This is a genomic window from Nocardioides sp. NBC_00163, assembly GCF_045206295.1.
Taxonomy (GTDB): Bacteria; Actinomycetota; Actinomycetes; order Propionibacteriales; family Nocardioidaceae; genus Nocardioides.
In genome coordinates, this window is record NZ_CP108155.1 from 1,693,286 (window position 1) to 1,709,443 (window position 16,158).

Consider the following 16,158-nt stretch of genomic DNA (forward strand, 5'->3'; position numbering starts at 1 on the left):
AGCAGGGTTAGGCGTGCCTTACTTCCACGAGCGAGGCCACCTCGGAGGCGCAACCCCAGCTCAGCGTCACCCCGGCGCCGCCGTGGCCGTAGCAGTGCACCACCCGCCCCTCGCGCTCCAGCCGGACCGAGGGCCGGGCCGGGCGGAGGCCGACCAGATGGGCCCTGACCTCGGCATTCGCGATCTCCGGCACGGCTTCGGTGGCGTCGGCGAGGATCCGTTCAGCCGTACGCGGGTCCGGGCTCTGGTCCCAGGCGTGCGGCACCGACGTACCTCCGACGATGGTGTCGCCACCGCGCGGGAAGACGTAGGAGGGGGCGTCGCCCTCGGCCTCCAGCCACTCCTCGGTGGCGCCCGGCCCGAGGACGACGATCTGGCCCTGCACCGGGTAGAGGCTGCTGTCGCCGACCAGCTCCCGCGAGCCGAGTCCGGTCGCGTTGACCACGACGTCGGCGTCCAGACTCGCCAGATCGTCGACGGTCCCGGTCGTGATGTTCCCGCCCGCCGCGGTGATCCGCCGCTCGAGCCAGGGCAGGTAGACCGGCATCTCCGCGATCGGGACGGTGAACTCGGCGCGGCCCTCGGTCACGGTCAGGTCGGTGAGCGGCTCGGCCCACCACAGGTCGGCCTCGGGGTTGTGCTGGGTGCCGTGCACCATGCGTACGCCGGCCTCCGGCTCCTCCTCGACCAGCCGGGCGAGCTCTCGGAAGGTCTCGGCCGCCCAGGCAGTCACCCGGTCGCGCGGCTCGGCGAGGTAGGGGAACCAGAACCCGCCGGCCACCGCCGAGGTGGTGCCGCTCGTGCGCTCCCGGCCGATCACGCTGACCTCGTGACCGGCCTCCAGCAGCCGCACCGCGCACGAGAGCCCGATGACTCCGGCTCCGACCACCGATACTCGCATGCACGGCAGGCTACTAGGCCCGATCACCGGGCGAGGCGACGAGCCAGCACCGGGATGACGATGACGGCGGCGACGACGTGCAGGAGCATCAGGACGACCGCGCTGGCGGCGTCGAAGCCGAAGGTGACGTCGGGGACGAGCGAGGCGACGGTCAGCACGACGGTGGTGACCACGAACGTACGTCGCGGGCGGCGGGCCACGCGGGCCATCACCGCGGCCATCGCGACCCCGATGAGCGAGAAGAGGGCGGTCAGCTGGGCGTAGCCGGCGAGCGGGATCGTGCCGCTGGCGGTCTCGAAGCTCACGCCGGCCGCCGAGGCGGCCGCGGCGAGGACGGTGACGACCGCGCTGGCGACGACCGTGGCAGCGAGGCCATGGAGCCAGACAGGCTTGCGAGCGGCGGCGCGGGTCGAGCGGGTGGTCTGCTGGGCGGTGGTGATCGTGGACATCTCGTACTCCCGTGAAGTGGCGGGAGGCGCTGTCCGCCTCCCTCTGCCCCTTTCACGAATGGCCACGACACCGGATCGACACGGCTCCCGAAGTTCTTTCGGGAGCCGTGTCGGGCGTCGACTCAGGAGAGGCCCGTCAGGAGAGGTCGTTCGCCTTGCGGATGACCTCGACGATGTCGGCCATGATCTCGGTGAGGCTGAAGTCCTTGGGCGTGTAGACCGCCGCGACCCCCGACTGGATCAGCGTCCTGGCGTCGGACTCCGGCACGATGCCACCCACGATGACGGGTACGTCACCCAGGCCCGCCTCGCGCAGACCCTCGACCACCGACGGCACGAGCGACATGTGCGAACCGGAGAGGATGGAGAGCCCGACGACGTGTACGTCCTCGGCGACCGCCGCTGCGACGATCTGCTCCGGGGTGAGCCGGATGCCCTGGTAGATGACCTCGAAGCCGGCGTCACGGGCCCGGACGGCGACCTGCTCGGCACCGTTGGAGTGACCGTCCAGACCCGGCTTGCCGACGAGCATGCGCAGCTTGACGCCGAGCTCCTCGCCGGTGGCCTTGACCCGGTCGCGTACGGCCGACAGCTCGGCGCCGGCCTCGGCGGCACCGACGGCGCCGGAGACGCCGGTGGGTGCCCGGAACTCGCCGAAGACCTCGCGCAGGGTGCCGGCCCACTCCCCCGTGGTCGCGCCCGCACGGGCGGCGACCAGGGTGGCCTCCATCAGGTTGGCGTCGGTCTTCGCGGCGGCGGCCAAGGCGGCGAGCGCCTCGGAGACGGCCGTCTCGTCACGTTCGGCCTTCCAGGCCTCGAGGGACGCCTTGGCGGCTTCCTCGGCGCGGGGGTCGGCGACCATGATCGCGGCGTCCAGATCCGCGGTCAGCGGGCTCGGCTCGGTCGTGGTGAACTTGTTGACGCCGACGATGATCTCCTCGCCGGACTCGATGGCGGCGCGACGGCGCGCGTGCGAGGAGACCAGCTCGGACTTCATGTAGCCGGTGTCGACCGCGGCGATCGCTCCGCCCATGGCCTGGACCCGGTCGATCTCCTCCTTGGCGCCCGCGACGAGCTCGGCCACCTTGGCCTCGACGACCGGCGAGCCGTCGAAGAGGTCGCCGTACTCCAGCAGATCGGACTCGTAGGCGAGCACCTGCTGCAGGCGCAGCGACCACTGCTGGTCCCACGGACGCGGGAGGCCGAGCGCCTCGTTCCAGGCGGGCAACTGCACCGCGCGCGCCCGCGCGTTCTTGGACAGCGTCACCGCGAGCATCTCCAGCACGATGCGCTGGACGTTGTTCTCCGGCTGCGCCTCGGTCAGGCCGAGGGAGTTGACCTGTACGCCGTAGCGGAACCGGCGCATCTTCGGGTCCTCGACGCCGTAGCGCTCACGGGTGATCTCGTCCCACAGCTCGACGAAGGCGCGCATCTTGCACATCTCCTCGACGAACCGCACGCCCGCGTTGACGAAGAACGAGATCCGGCCGACGACCTTGCCGAAGTCCTCCTCGGACACCTGACCGGAGGCCTTGACCTGGTCGAGGACCGAGATGGCGGTGCACATCGCGTAGGCGATCTCCTGCACCGGCGTGGCCCCGGCCTCCTGCAGGTGATAGCTGCAGATGTTGATCGGGTTCCACTTCGGGATCTGGTGGACCGTGTAGGCGATCATGTCGCTGATCAGCCGCAGGGAGTGCTCCGGCGGGAAGACGTACGTCCCCCGGGAGAGATACTCCTTGATGATGTCGTTCTGGGTGGTGCCGGCCAGCTTGGCGGCCACCTCGGCCGGGTCCATCCCGGGGTTCTGCTCCTCGGCGGCGACCTGATACATCGCGAGCAGCCACATGGCGGTCGCGTTGATCGTCATCGAGGTGTTCATCTCGGTGAGCGGGATCTGGTCGAAGAGCTTGCGCATCTCCCCCATGTGCATGATCGGCACGCCCACCTTGCCGACCTCACCGCGGGCGAGGACGCTGTCGGGGTCGTAGCCGGTCTGCGTGGGCAGGTCGAAGGCGACCGAGAGACCGGTCTGGCCCTTGGCGAGGTTGTTGCGATAGAGCTGGTTGGACGCCTCGGCGGTCGAGTGGCCGGCGTACGTCCGCATCAGCCACGAGCGATCCTTCGCCGGGCGGCTCTGTCCCGAAGGCGTGGTGTCCGTCATAAGAGGCATGCTAGCCCCTCGGTTACCGATCAGTAACCGGCTCCGGTGTGGAAGATGTCACTCCTTCACCGACTACGCGATGAGCGGTGAGTTCTCCACCTCGAGAACACGATAGAGCCTCGAGAGGTGGAGCATCCGGCGCACCGCGGGGGTGCAGCCCTGCAGGGTGAGTCGGCGGCCCTCGGCATGGGCCTGCCGGGTCGCGACGGCGAGCAGCTTCAGCGCCGTCACATCGGCGCTGTTGACGCCGGAGACGTCGAGCACGACGTCACCCTCCACCGAGTCGAGATGGTCGTAGATCACGCTGCGTGCCATCCAGGTGCTGCGTACGTCGAAATCTCCGCTCAGCACCAGCGTCGGCCCGTCGATCAAGATCTCCATGCCTGCCTCCATCCCCCAGGAAGTGGATTCCCTCTCGCCCACTATGACGCGCGGTTGCTCCGATTGGTTGCACCTCACCAGCCTCATTCGTCACTCTTGTCCCAATTTTCTATCGATCGACCACGTTCGCCGAAAATGGGCTGCCGGAATAGGCTCAGCGCATGGTCAACCTGACGCGCATCTACACCCGCACCGGCGACGCCGGTGAGACCCGGCTCGGCGACATGAGCCTGACCGCCAAGACCGATCTGCGACTGGAGGCGTACGCGACGACCGACGAGGCCGGGGCGGCGATCGGTGTCGCGCTGGCTCATGGCGGCATCGACGAGGACGTCGTGAAGGTGCTGACGACCGTCCAGAACGACCTCTTCGACGTGGGCGCCGACCTCTCGACCCCGGTCGTGGCCGACCCCGAGTATCCGCCGCTCCGCGTCGAGCAGGCCTACATCGACCGGCTCGAGGCCTGGTGCGACGACTACAACGAGCCTCTGGAGAAGCTCCGCTCGTTCATCCTCTCCGGCGGCACGGTGGCCGCGGCCCACCTGCACGTCGCCCGCACCGTCGTGCGCCGCGCGGAGCGGGCGGCCTGGGCTGCGTACGAGGTCCACGGCGAGACCATGAACAAGCTCGCGCTCACCTACCTCAACCGCCTCAGCGACCTGCTCTTCATCCTCGCCCGGCACGCCAACCGCGAGCAGGGCGACGTCCTGTGGGTGCCGGGCGGCGAGCGCTGAGGCGCACGAACCTCACAGCCAGCCGCGACGCCCCGCCTCGTAGCCGAGCTGGAGGCGGGTGTCGACCTGCGCGCGATCCATCATCTGGCGCACCCGCCGCTGGACCGTACGCAGCGACAGCCCGAGCTGCGCCCCGATGGAGGCGTCGGTCAGGCCGGCGAGCAGCAGCGAGAGCACCTTGGTGTCCAGGGGCTCGAGGCGATCGGCGGCCGTCTCGACCGTGCCCTCGGGCGTCGCGACGAGCTTGGGGGCCGAGGTCCAGATCAGGTCGAAGAGGGCGATGATCGCGTCGAGGAGACCGCTGGGGTGGAGCAGCAGGGCGTCCTGGACCGTGTTGTGCTCACCGTTCATCAACGGGATCAGGGCGATCTCCCGGTCGACGATGAAGGCGCGCAGCGGCACCGTCGGCACGACCCGTAGCTCGATCCCGATCTCGAGCCCGGAGTCGATGCTCTCGTAGATGCCGGGGGTGTCGAAGACGGAGCGCTCGAGGACGATGTCGTGCCGGACGCCTCGTTCGATCGCGGCCCGCTCCGCCTCGTCGGCGTCCTCCCGGGTGACGACCGCGGCCTGCGGCTTCTGCAGCGCCTGGATGCATTTCTTCGCCGAGTACTGCAGCTGGGCGAACCGCTGGGCGATCGCCTCGGTGCCGTGCACGACGTCGACGACGTCGGCCACGTCCCGGCGGGCGACCGAGCCGCGATAGAGCCCGGCGAGCTCGGTCATCTCGACCTGCGCGCGGCGCAGCTCGTCCTGACGCTGGACGAGCAGCGCCCCGAGCGCCACCGCCGGCGGGGAGGCGACGTAGCGGTCCTGACCGGCCGAGGCGCGGGCGACCAGGCCCTTGCCCTCCAGCGCGGACAGCACCGCCGAGACCGCGTAGGCGTCCAGGTCGGCCGCTTCGGCCAGCTCTTCGAGGTTGGCCGACGGCGCGGCGACCAGCTGGCGGTAGACCGTCTCCTCGAGATTGTCGAGACCGAGCGCATCGAGCATCCGAGATGCCTTTCCGTGGCGGGGAACGAACGACGGTCATCATGGCAGATATACGACACGTCACATTCCCGCCATGGCGGTTCGACTTGCATTCACCGGCAACTTGGCCGAAAGTATTCATCGCCACCTCGGTCCGGATCCCCCCGCTCGGATCGAGGTGGCTTTACTTTTACGCGACAAAGTTGTCGCGATCGGTTCGCATCCGGTTGTCCGGGACGGGATGTCGGGCGTGCGTCTATGCATGCCGATGAATGCACCGCAACCCCGTGGTCGTGCGCTGCTGGTCTAGACCACTGCCACCGCACTGAACGAGACGCTGCTCACCACGAGCGTCCACGAAGTCGCAGAACCCGCCTCATGCTGGAAGAATAGATCGGGTGCCCTTGCTCGAAGCTCTCACGAACGACCTGCTCCGCGAGACCTTCGACCCCCAGACCATCGAGCGTGGCGAGGCCTACGCAGCCCAGGGCCGGGTCGGTGAGCCCCGGGTCACCGAGATCGGCAGCAGTGCGCTGCGAGCTTCGGCCGAGGTCAGAGGCACCAGCCCGGCTCCCTACCGCGTGACCCTCAACCTGGATTCCCGGAACGGCGTCGTCAGAGCGACCAGCTCGTGCAGCTGCCCCGTGCACAACAACTGCAAGCACGGTGCCGCGCTCGGCCTGGTCCTCGCCGGCACGCGCGCCGCGGCGATGCCGATGGGCCCGTCGTGGGAGACGGAGCTGCGCACACTCCTGGGCCAGCTCGCCGAGGACAACAAGCCCGAGGACGACCTGCCCGCGCTGGCGCTCGAGATCGACGTGCACAGCCCGCGGTCGGCCGTGGCGGGCTCCCCCACCGTCGAGCTGCGCCCGATGCGCATGGGCAACCGCGAGCGCTGGGCGAAGACCGGTGCCGACTGGGCCAACATCCCCAACGCGGTGCCCGGCAAGGACTTCCCCCGCAGCCAGCTGCTCCCCCTGCAGGAGCTGGCCCGCCAACTGCGGTCCGACCGGCTGCTCTACGCCCGTGGCTCTTCGCTCAGCCTCGCCGACTTCGGCGAGCACGCGGTCAGCCTGCTCCGCGACGCGATCCGTGGCGGTGTGACCGTCCTGCCCGGCGAGAACGTACGCGGCGTGGTGATCTTCGACGAGCCGCTCTCACTCGCCGGGGAGCTGCGCCGCGAGGACGGCGAGGCCGTCCTCCGCTTCGGCCTGGCCCAGGGTGACCGGGTCTACGCCGGCCCGACGGTGCTCCCGATCGGTCGCCCGACCCGCTCGGTGGGCGTGCTCGATGCCGGCGTCCTCCATCTCGCTGACCTGTCCGGACCGCTGTCGACCCACGCGCAGCGGCTGGTGACCGCCCGGGATCCGCTGACCGTCCCCGAGGCCGAGATCGGCACGCTGAGCGCCCTGTTGGGCCCGCTGGCCCGGCTGGTGCCGCTGCGCTCGGCCGACGACTCCCTCGACATCCCGGAGCCTCCCGCACCGCGCCTGACCCTGACGGTCACCTGGCGCAGCTCGACGCATGCCACGCTCGGCTGGACCTGGGCCTACGGCGTACGTCACTACCCGGTGGACTCCCGCGAGGACCTCGGCCTGGTCCGCAACCCGGCCGAGGAGGCCGCGCTGCGCGCGAAGGTCTCCACCGAGCTGCTCCGCAAGCAGGAGGTACGCGACGGCGACGCGCTCGCGCTCGCCATCCACGACCTGCCGGCGCTGCGTGAGGTCGAGGGCGTCGAGGTCACCGAGGTCGAGCGGCCCGACTTCCGCGAGACCGACGAGGACCCCGAGATCTCCTTCGAGATCACCTCGCCCGACGGTGCCGCCCTGGCCGGGCAGGACTGGCTCGACCTGCAGGTCGTGATCCGGATCGGCGCCGAGGCCGTGCCGCTTCCCGACGTGCTCGGGGCGCTGACCCGCGGCGACGACCACCTGATCCTCCCCAGCGGCACCTACATCACCACCGACCGCCCCGAGCTCGACCGGCTGCGCAACGTCGTCGAGGCCGCCGGACAGCTCCACGAGCGCACCGGCGACGGGATCGCGGTCGGCAAGCACGACCTCGGCGTCTGGGCCGAGCTCGCCGAGCTCGGCGTGGTCGACCAGCAGGCCGCCGAGTGGGTCCAGCGTGCCCAGGCGCTGCGCGACCTGCGCGAGATCCCCCGGCCGGAGCCGACCGGGCTGGCGACCGAGCTGCGCCACTATCAGCTCGACGGCTTCCACTGGCTGGCGTTCCTGCACGAGCAGGGTCTCGGCGGGATCCTCGCCGACGACATGGGTCTGGGCAAGACGCTCCAGGTGCTGGCCACGATCTCCCATGCCGTGCACACCCAGCCGGAGCCGCGCACCCCCTATCTCGTGGTGGCGCCCACCAGCGTCGTACCCGCCTGGGTGCAGGAGGCTCGCCGCCACACCCCCGGCCTGCGGGTGAGCACGGTGAGCAAGCGCATCGACTCCGTCGCCGAGGCCCGCGAGGACGCCGACGTCGTGGTCACGACCTACGCCATCCTCCGGCTCGAGCAGGACGCCTTCGCCGGGCGCCCCTGGGCCGGTCTCGTCCTCGACGAGGCCCAGCAGGTCAAGAACCACCAGTCCAAGACGTACGCAGCGGCCCGCCGCATCGACGCCCGCTGGCGTCTCGCGGTGACAGGCACGCCGTTCGAGAACCGGCTGATGGAGCTGTGGGCGCTGCTCTCGATCACGGCGCCGGGGCTCTACCCCAGCCCGCGGCTGTTCCGCGACACCGTGGTCTCTCCCGTCGAGAAGTCGGGCGACGACGCGGCGCTGCGCCGGTTCCGGACCCGGCTGCGTCCGTTCCTGCTGCGGCGTACCAAGGAGCTCGTCGCCGACGACCTGCCACCCAAGCAGGAGCAGGTGCTCGGCGTGGACCTCAACCCGGCGCACCGCAAGATCTACGACGCCCACCTGGCCAAGGAGCGGCAGCGGATCCTGCATCTGCTCGACGACTTCAACGACAACCGGGTCGCGATCCTCAGTGCGCTGACCAGGCTGCGGCAGCTCTCGCTCGACCCAGGCCTCGTCGACCCCGATGATGACGACGTCGGCTCCGCCAAGCTCGACACCCTCGTCGACCACATCGAGGAGCTCGCCGCCGAGGGTCACAAGGCGCTGGTCTTCAGCCAGTTCACCTCCTTCCTCGGCCGGGCACGCACCCGGCTCAACGAGGCGGGCATCGACGCCGCCTACCTCGACGGCTCCACCCGCGACCGTGGCGCGGTCATCGAGAGCTTCCGCGACGGCGATGCCCCGGTCTTCCTGATCTCCCTGAAGGCCGGTGGCGTCGGTCTGACCCTGACCGAGGCCGACTACGTCTTCGTCCTCGACCCCTGGTGGAACCCCGCCGCCGAGGCTCAGGCCGTCGACCGCGCCCACCGCATCGGCCAGACCCAGCACGTCATGGTCTACCGCCTGGTCTCGACCGACACGATCGAGGAGAAGGTCATGGAGCTCAAGGAGCGCAAGGCCGAGCTCTTCGCGAAGGTCGTCGACGGCGAAGGCGCCATGGGCTCCACCATCGGCGCCGACGACATCCGCGCCCTCTTCGACTGACCTGACCGAGGGCGTCGCTCCGGTGTAACACGTCGTTCGTAGGACTACTCGCCCTATCTGAACGACCGGATAGACCTACGAACAGCGTGTTACACGCCCCGCCGCCGTGCCACGGTCGCGGCCAGCGCCGCTGCGGGGATCATGAGGACGGCGACGACCAGGAGGGCCCTCAGGGTGCCGAACTGGTCCCCTACGGCACCCAGGATCGGCGGGAAGCCGAGGAAGGCTGCATAGGCCAGCGTGGAGACGACCGAGACGCGAGCAGCGGCGCGGGTCTCGTCGTCGGCGGCGATGCTGATCCCCAGGGGGAAGCCGAGGGCCGCGCCGAAGCCCCACAGGACGATCCCGACCAGCGCGAGCCCGAACGAGCCGGCGAACACCGTCAGCACGATCCCGATGCCCGCCAGCGCCGCCGAGGTGATCAGGACCGGCTGCCGGCCGACCCTGTCGATCACCTTCGCGCCGGCGAAGCGGGCCACGCTCATGCAGAGGACGAACGCCGCGTAGCACGCCACCCCGACCCGGTGGCTCACGTCGTAGCCGTCGATCATCGCCAGCGCGACCCAGTCGTTGGCGCTCCCCTCGGCGGCGGCGAAGGCGAGCACCATGAGCCCCAGCAGCAGCGTCTGGGGCGAGCGCCAGGCGGCGATCAGCTCACGCCGCGGCGAGTGCCCCTCCGGGGGCGCCTCGGCCGGGAGGAACCCCAGGGTCCCCCACCAGCAGACCGCCAGTGCGATGGCCGCGACCCCGGCGATGTGCCACACGGTCGGCAGCGTGCCCACCAAGGCGATGCCCAGCAGTCCACCGAGCACGGTGCCGACGCTCCACATCGCGTGCAGCTGCGGCATCAGCGTCTTGCCGCCGAGCCGCTCGACCGCGGCCCCCTCGACGTTCATGGCGACGTCCCAGATCCCGTAGCCGACGCCGTACGCCACCAGGAACAGCGCCACCAGCCACGCCTGTTCGAGCCAGCTGCAAGAGATCGCCACCAGGGTCAGGGCGGCGACACAGAGCACCGCGCAGCCGCGTACGACCCGGGCTGCGCCCCAGCGCATCACCAGTCCCCCGGCGAGCGGCAGCCCGGCGACGGAGCCGATGCCCATCGCCAGCAGCATCAGGCCGACGGCCGAGTTGTTCAGGCCGAGGCTCTCGCGGAGCGCGGGGATGCGGGAGATGAAGGTCGCGGACAGCAGACCGTTGGTGGCGAACGCCACCACCGATCCAGCCTGGGCACGGCGGAGAGGCGTCACGAGTAAAGGCTAGTGGGGCCCCGGGCCCCGGGCCGCGTCCAGGTGCGGGGATCAGTCCCGCTTCTTCTCGTACGGCCCACCGCGACCGAAGATCGGCAGCACCCACGGCTGGCGCAGCGGGGCACCGGCGAGCGCGACGACCGCGAAGGCAGCCGCGAGCACCCAGGCGATCCCGTAGAGCGCGCCGCCGAGGCCGAAGGTCACGATCGTGACGGCGAGCAGGGTGAGCTGCAGGTTGAGGGCACCGGCGGCGTGGTGCTTCACGAACTCGGAACGCTTGCCGACGGTGTAGTAGAGGATCGCCGGGCCGACGACGATCGGCACCAAGGTCGTGGCCTGGGCGAGGGCGCCGAGGAGCCGTTCCTCGGTGGTCGGCGGCGGCAGCAGGTCGCGGGCGGGCTTCGCCGGCGCCGGAGACGGGGTCGGCTGCGCGATCAGGTCGCGGGTGATCGGCTCCAGGGCGGCGTACGTCTTCGACTTCATGGTCAGGTCGAACCGGAGGTCGAACTCGGCCTGGTCGAGCCGGCCGTCGGCGTAGGCGGACTTGAGGACGTCGATCACGCGGTCGCGATCGGCATCGGTGCAGCGGAGCTCGTCACCGGCGACAGAAGCCGGTGGAGTGGGCGGGGTGGGCGGAGTCGGGATCGGGGCAGTTGAGGACATACCTCTACGATCCGCCGCGAATGCCTTCCGGACAATCAGGGAAGCCCCCGAATGCAAACCGACCGACCCCGGTCTTGTGCCGGAGACGGTCGGAGACGGGGTCGAAGGGGGCGCTCAGAAGACGGTCCAGGTGGACCGCATCGGGCGGGACTCCAGCCAGGCCTGGAAGCCGATGAGGGTCTGCTGATCCATGGCCAGGTCGATGTGCTCGCCCTTGACGTCGCAGGTCACGATCAGGCTCTCGGGGTAGAGGACGAGCTCCTCGATCCCCTCGGGAGAGCGGCTGGAGACATAGACGATCTCGACCCGGCGCCAGACCCGTTTGGGCTTGGGCGAGAGCGAGAAGATCCGGAACCACTCCAGCTGCGCATCGCCGGAGTAGCGGCCGATGCCGATGACCCAACCGCGCCCGGGACTGGTGTCCCGGACGCGGTGGCTCAGTTCGAAGACGCCGCCGTTGCGAGCGAGCAGACGGCGGCGTACGGCGATCCCGATGCCATAGGCGAGGACAAGCAGAAGCGACGCGGCCACAACGACCAAGAGCAGCTCCCACCATGCCATCCGGGTATCGCCCCTCTTTCCCTAGGAGGCTTTCTCGACAGCGCGGATGCGTGCCTCGGCACGACGGATGCGCTTCTCGGCGTCGTTGTTGGTGCCGAGCAGGCGACGGGCCTCCTCGAGCTCGACCTCAGCCTGGCTGAGGTCGATCTCGTGGGCCAGCAGCACGTGCTCGGACAGGATCGAGACGCGGTCGTTGGCCACCGAGAGGAAGCCACCGTCAACGGTCGCGATGACCTCGGTGCCCTCCTCCGGAGTGATCTCCACGACCGCCTCGGTGAGAGCCGACAGCACCGGCGCGTGACCGCGCAGGACGCCGACATCACCGTCGACCGTTCGGGCGATGACCATGGTGGCCCCGCCGCTCCAGACCACGCGGTCTGCAGCGACGAGCTCCACCTGAAGTGCGTCCGTCATCAGAGGCTCTTCTGGATCTCGGCCCACTTCGCCTCGACGTCGTCGAGGCCACCGCACATGAAGAACGCCTGCTCGGCGACGTGGTCGTACTCACCCTCGGCGATCTTGTTGAACGCCTCGATGGTGTCCTTGACCGGAACCGTCGAACCCTCGATGCCGGTGAACTGCTTGGCGACGTAGGTGTTCTGCGACAGGAACCGCTGGATCCGGCGAGCGCGGGAGACGATGATCTTGTCTTCCTCGGAGAGCTCGTCGACGCCCAGGATCGCGATGATGTCCTGCAACTCCTTGTTGCGCTGGAGGATCTGCTTGACGCGGACGGCGCAGTCGTAGTGGTCCTGACCGATGTACTGCGGGTCCAGGATTCGCGACGTCGAGGTCAGCGGGTCCACGGCCGGGTAGATACCCAGCGACGCGATCTCGCGGGAGAGCTCGGTGGTCGCGTCCAGGTGGGCGAACGTGGTCGCCGGAGCCGGGTCGGTGTAGTCGTCGGCCGGCACGTAGATCGCCTGCATCGAGGTGATCGAGTGACCACGCGTCGAGGTGATCCGCTCCTGGAGCTGACCCATCTCGTCGGCGAGGTTGGGCTGGTAGCCCACGGCCGAAGGCATCCGGCCCAGCAGGGTCGAGACCTCGGAGCCCGCCTGCGTGAAGCGGAAGATGTTGTCGATGAACAGCAGCACGTCCTGGCCCTGGACGTCGCGGAAGTACTCCGCCATCGTCAGCGCCGAGAGGGCCACGCGAAGACGCGTGCCCGGCGGCTCGTCCATCTGGCCGAAGGTCAGGGCGACCTTGTCGTAGACGCCGGCCTCCTGCATCTCGTGGATGAGGTCGTTGCCCTCACGGGTGCGCTCGCCGACACCGGCGAACACGGAGACACCACCGTGGTTCTTGGCGACTCGGGCGATCATCTCCTGGATGAGGACGGTCTTGCCGACGCCCGCACCACCGAAGAGGCCGATCTTTCCACCGGTCACGTAGGGGGTGAGGAGGTCGATGACCTTGATGCCCGTCTCGAACATCTGGGTCTTGGACTCGAGCTGGTCGAAGGCCGGAGCCTTGCGGTGGATGCCCCAGCGCTCGTTGACCTCGACCGTGGCCGGGTCGACGTCGAGGATGTCACCGGTCGCGTTGAACACGTGGCCGAGGGTGACGTCACCCACGGGAACCGTGATCGGGCCACCGGTGTCACGCACCGAGGAGCCGCGTACGACGCCGTCGGTCGGCTTCAGCGAGATCGCGCGGACCATGCCGTCACCGATGTGCTGGGCAACCTCGAGCGGCAGGGTCGTCGTCTCACCGCTGATGGTGACGTCGACCTCGAGCTTGTTGTAGATGTCCGGCATGGCGTCGACGGGGAACTCCACGTCGACGACCGGGCCGATCACGCGGGCGATGCGGCCCGTCGTGGTCTTCTCGTCAACCTGTGCGGTCATTTTCTAGTCAGTCTTTCTGTGGGTTCTCAGTCGTTCGCAGCCTGGGCGTCGGCGAGCGCGTTCACGCCACCGACGATCTCGCTGATCTCCTGGGTGATGCCGGCCTGGCGAGCCTGGTTGGCAACCCGGGTGAACTTCTTGATGAGCTCGTCGGCGTTGTCGGTAGCCGACTTCATCGCCTTCTGACGCTGGGCCAGCTCGGAGGCGGCGGCCTGCAGCAGCGCGAACCAGATCCGGCTCACGACGTACTGCGGGAGCAGCGAGTCGAGCACGGCCTCGGCCGACGGCTCGAACTCGTAGAGCGGCAGGACATCGCCCTCGGCCGGAGCCTCGGTGCCCTCCACGACCTCCAGAGGCAGGAGACGTACGGCGGTGGGCTTCTGCGTCATCATGGTGATGAACCGCGTGTAGACCACGTGGACCTCGTCGACGCCGGGAGCGACGGCCTTCTCGGACTCGGTGCCCTCGACGAAGACCTCGATCAGCTTCTCGCCGATCTCCTTGGCCGCCTCGAACTCCGGACGGTCGGAGAAGCCGGTCCAGGCCTGCGCCACGGAACGACCGCGGAACTTGTAGAAGGCCTCCGCCTTGCGTCCGGTGACGTAGAGGTCGACCTCCTTGCCCTCGGCCTTGAGCTTCTCAACCAGGCCCTCGGCCTCCTTGAGCACGCTCGAGGAGTAGGAGCCGGCCAGACCACGGTCGCTGGTGACCACCAGCACGGCGGCGCGCGTGGGCGCCTCCGGCTCGGTGGTCAGCGGGTGGTCCACGTTGGAGTAGGTCGCCACCGCCGAGACGGCGCGGGTGAGCTCACGGGCGTACGGCGCGGCCGCATTGGCCCGCTGCTGCGCCTTGATGATCCGGGACGCAGCGATGAGCTCCATGGCACGCGTGATCTTCTTCATCGACTCCGTCGACTTGATCCGCGCGCGGAGTTCACGCACTGACACGGCCATGGGTCAGCCCCGCTTCTGCTTGACGATCTGCTCCTGCTCGACGTCCTCGTCAGCCAGGGCCTGCTCCTTGGCGGAACCCGGCTTGATCGAGTGGCCCTCCGAGGTCTCGAACTGGTTGAGGAACGAGTCGTAAGCCTTCTTCAGCTCGGACTCGGTGGAGTCCTCGAACTTCAGCGACTCACGGATGCCGGCGAGGATGCCGTCGTGGGAGCGACGCAGGAAGTCGAGGAACTCGCGCTCGAACTTGAGCACGTCCTCGACCGGGACGATGTCCAGGCTGCCGGAGGTGCCCAGCCACAGCGAGACGGTCATCTCGTCGATCGGGTAGGGCGAGTAGGCCGGCTGCTTGAGCAGCGCCATCAGCCGCTGACCGCGGGCCAGCTGCTGCTTCGAGGCCGCGTCCAGGTCGGAGGCGAACATCGCGAAGGCCTCCATCGCGCGGTACTGCGCGAGCTCCACCTTGAGAGAGCCGGTGACGCCCTTGAGGGCCTTGGTCATCGCGGCGCTACCGACGCGGGAGACCGAGACGCCGACATCGATGGCCGGGCGCTGGTTGGCCGCGAACAGGTCGGACTGCAGGAAGATCTGACCGTCGGTGATGGAGATGACGTTGGTCGGGATGAACGCCGAGACGTCGTTGGCCTTGGTCTCGATGATCGGCAGACCGGTCATCGAACCCTTGCCCATCTCGTCGGAGAGCTTCGCGCAGCGCTCCAGCAGCCGGGAGTGCAGGTAGAAGACGTCACCCGGGTAGGCCTCACGGCCCGGCGGGCGGCGCAGCAGCAGCGACACGGCACGGTAAGCCTCGGCCTGCTTGGTCAGGTCGTCGAAGACGATCAGGACGTGCTTGCCCTCGTACATCCAGTGCTGGCCGATGGCCGAGCCGGTGTAGGGCGCGAGGTACTTGAAGCCGGCGGAGTCGGAGGCCGGAGCCGCGACGATCGTCGTGTACTCCAGCGCGCCGGACTCCTCGAGGGCGCCACGCACGGAGGCGATGGTCGAGCCCTTCTGGCCGATGGCGACGTAGATGCAGCGGACCTGCTTGTCGGGGTCGCCCGACTCCCAGTTCTGCTTCTGGTTGATGATCGTGTCGATCGCGACCGTGGTCTTACCGGTCGAGCGGTCACCGATGATCAGCTGACGCTGGCCACGGCCGATCGGGGTCATCGCGTCGATCGCCTTGATGCCGGTGGCGAGCGGCTCGTGCACCGACTTGCGGGCCATCACGCCGGGAGCCTGGAGCTCCAGGGCGCGGCGGCCGACCGTCTCGATGTCGCCGAGGCCGTCGATCGCGTTGCCGAGCGGGTCCACGACGCGGCCGAGGTAGCCGTCACCGACGGGGACCGAGAGAACCTCGCCCGTACGTCGGACCGACTGGCCCTCCTCGATCTTGTCGAAGTCGCCCAGGACGACGACACCGATCTCGCGGGTGTCCAGGTTCAGGGCGAGACCAAGGGTGCCGTCCTCGAACTCGAGGAGCTCGTTGGTCATGGCCGAGGGCAGACCCGACACGCGGGCGATGCCGTCCGCGGTCGAAGCGACGGTGCCGACCTCCTCGGTCTTCGCCGCCTCCGGCTTGTAGTCCGCGACGTACTTTGCCAGTGCGTCCCGGATCTCGTCGGGACGGATGGAGAGCTCCGTCATCTGTGCCTTCTCTCTCAGTTCTTACAAGTCAGTCTGTGTCACACAGGGGTCGTACGGCCAGTTGACG

Annotated in this window: 14 protein-coding genes; 2 read left to right on the plus strand and 12 right to left on the minus strand. The window is 69.1% G+C overall.

What is annotated here, in order from left to right:
• Positions 1–7: 7 nt before the first annotated feature.
• From OG801_RS08095 to OG801_RS08110, 4 genes are all read right to left on the minus strand, one after another.
• Positions 8–901 (minus strand): NAD(P)/FAD-dependent oxidoreductase, encoded by an 894-nt coding sequence (locus OG801_RS08095; protein WP_406035090.1) that lies wholly within the window; start codon positions 899–901, stop codon positions 8–10.
• Between the two features lie 23 nt (positions 902–924).
• Positions 925–1,350 carry a DUF6069 family protein gene (locus OG801_RS08100; RefSeq protein ID WP_406035092.1) on the minus strand — a complete coding sequence of 142 codons (426 nt, stop codon included), beginning with the start codon at positions 1,348–1,350 and terminating at the stop codon, positions 925–927.
• Between the two features lie 136 nt (positions 1,351–1,486).
• Positions 1,487–3,514 (minus strand): protein meaA, encoded by a 2,028-nt coding sequence (locus tag OG801_RS08105; RefSeq protein WP_406035094.1) that lies wholly within the window; start codon positions 3,512–3,514, stop codon positions 1,487–1,489.
• A gap of 72 nt (positions 3,515–3,586) precedes the next feature.
• Positions 3,587–3,895 (minus strand): STAS domain-containing protein, encoded by a 309-nt coding sequence (locus OG801_RS08110; RefSeq protein ID WP_091047808.1) that lies wholly within the window; start codon positions 3,893–3,895, stop codon positions 3,587–3,589.
• Between the two features lie 161 nt (positions 3,896–4,056).
• Between OG801_RS08110 and OG801_RS08115 the strand changes: the two genes are divergently transcribed.
• Positions 4,057–4,629, plus strand: a complete 573-nt coding sequence (locus tag OG801_RS08115) for a cob(I)yrinic acid a,c-diamide adenosyltransferase (RefSeq protein ID WP_045547381.1) — start codon at positions 4,057–4,059, stop codon at positions 4,627–4,629.
• 12 nt (positions 4,630–4,641) lie between these two features.
• Here the strand turns inward: OG801_RS08115 and OG801_RS08120 are convergent, their stop codons facing one another.
• Positions 4,642–5,622: a helix-turn-helix domain-containing protein gene (locus tag OG801_RS08120; RefSeq protein WP_355018996.1), complete on the minus strand. Its 981-nt coding sequence runs from the start codon at positions 5,620–5,622 to the stop codon at positions 4,642–4,644.
• A 377-nt stretch (positions 5,623–5,999) separates the two neighbouring features.
• Between OG801_RS08120 and OG801_RS08125 the strand changes: the two genes are divergently transcribed.
• Positions 6,000–9,170 (plus strand): SNF2-related protein, encoded by a 3,171-nt coding sequence (locus tag OG801_RS08125; RefSeq protein WP_406035096.1) that lies wholly within the window; start codon positions 6,000–6,002, stop codon positions 9,168–9,170.
• 89 nt (positions 9,171–9,259) lie between these two features.
• On the opposite strand, the gene OG801_RS08130 is transcribed toward OG801_RS08125, so the two are convergent.
• The 7 genes from OG801_RS08130 to atpA form a co-directional block, all read right to left on the minus strand.
• Positions 9,260–10,420 (minus strand): MFS transporter, encoded by a 1,161-nt coding sequence (locus tag OG801_RS08130; protein WP_406035098.1) that lies wholly within the window; start codon positions 10,418–10,420, stop codon positions 9,260–9,262.
• A 51-nt stretch (positions 10,421–10,471) separates the two neighbouring features.
• On the minus strand, positions 10,472–11,083 hold the full coding sequence (locus OG801_RS08135; RefSeq protein WP_355018999.1) for a DUF1707 and DUF4870 domain-containing protein: 612 nt from the start codon (positions 11,081–11,083) through the stop codon (positions 10,472–10,474).
• A gap of 114 nt (positions 11,084–11,197) precedes the next feature.
• Positions 11,198–11,644 carry a DUF2550 domain-containing protein gene (locus tag OG801_RS08140; RefSeq protein WP_406035101.1) on the minus strand — a complete coding sequence of 149 codons (447 nt, stop codon included), beginning with the start codon at positions 11,642–11,644 and terminating at the stop codon, positions 11,198–11,200.
• Positions 11,645–11,665: 21 nt separating this feature from the next.
• Entirely contained in the window at positions 11,666–12,058 is a 393-nt protein-coding gene (locus OG801_RS08145) for a F0F1 ATP synthase subunit epsilon (protein WP_045547377.1), read from the minus strand.
• Positions 12,058–13,494: a F0F1 ATP synthase subunit beta gene (gene atpD / locus OG801_RS08150; RefSeq protein WP_141803120.1), complete on the minus strand. Its 1,437-nt coding sequence runs from the start codon at positions 13,492–13,494 to the stop codon at positions 12,058–12,060. Before atpD ends, OG801_RS08145 begins: the two co-directional genes overlap by 1 nt.
• Before the next feature lie 26 nt (positions 13,495–13,520).
• The gene (locus tag OG801_RS08155; protein ID WP_355019001.1) at positions 13,521–14,447 is read right to left on the minus strand and encodes a F0F1 ATP synthase subunit gamma; all 927 of its coding nucleotides are present in this window, start codon (positions 14,445–14,447) and stop codon (positions 13,521–13,523) included.
• 3 nt (positions 14,448–14,450) lie between these two features.
• Positions 14,451–16,091 (minus strand): F0F1 ATP synthase subunit alpha, encoded by a 1,641-nt coding sequence (gene atpA, locus OG801_RS08160; protein ID WP_355019002.1) that lies wholly within the window; start codon positions 16,089–16,091, stop codon positions 14,451–14,453.
• Positions 16,092–16,158: the final 67 nt, after the last annotated feature.

Coding starts and splice junctions, on each gene's coding strand:
- OG801_RS08110 (WP_091047808.1), bottom strand. CDS start 3,895: ATGGAGATCTTGATCGACGGGCCGACGCTGGTGCTGAGCGGAGATTTC.
- OG801_RS08115 (WP_045547381.1), top strand. CDS start 4,057: ATGGTCAACCTGACGCGCATCTACACCCGCACCGGCGACGCCGGTGAG.
- OG801_RS08105 (WP_406035094.1), bottom strand. CDS start 3,514: ATGACGGACACCACGCCTTCGGGACAGAGCCGCCCGGCGAAGGATCGC.
- atpA (WP_355019002.1), bottom strand. CDS start 16,091: ATGACGGAGCTCTCCATCCGTCCCGACGAGATCCGGGACGCACTGGCA.
- OG801_RS08100 (WP_406035092.1), bottom strand. CDS start 1,350: ATGTCCACGATCACCACCGCCCAGCAGACCACCCGCTCGACCCGCGCC.
- OG801_RS08145 (WP_045547377.1), bottom strand. CDS start 12,058: ATGACGGACGCACTTCAGGTGGAGCTCGTCGCTGCAGACCGCGTGGTC.
- OG801_RS08155 (WP_355019001.1), bottom strand. CDS start 14,447: ATGGCCGTGTCAGTGCGTGAACTCCGCGCGCGGATCAAGTCGACGGAG.
- atpD (WP_141803120.1), bottom strand. CDS start 13,494: ATGACCGCACAGGTTGACGAGAAGACCACGACGGGCCGCATCGCCCGC.
- OG801_RS08120 (WP_355018996.1), bottom strand. CDS start 5,622: ATGCTCGATGCGCTCGGTCTCGACAATCTCGAGGAGACGGTCTACCGC.
- OG801_RS08135 (WP_355018999.1), bottom strand. CDS start 11,083: ATGTCCTCAACTGCCCCGATCCCGACTCCGCCCACCCCGCCCACTCCA.
- OG801_RS08095 (WP_406035090.1), bottom strand. CDS start 901: ATGCGAGTATCGGTGGTCGGAGCCGGAGTCATCGGGCTCTCGTGCGCG.
- OG801_RS08140 (WP_406035101.1), bottom strand. CDS start 11,644: ATGGCATGGTGGGAGCTGCTCTTGGTCGTTGTGGCCGCGTCGCTTCTG.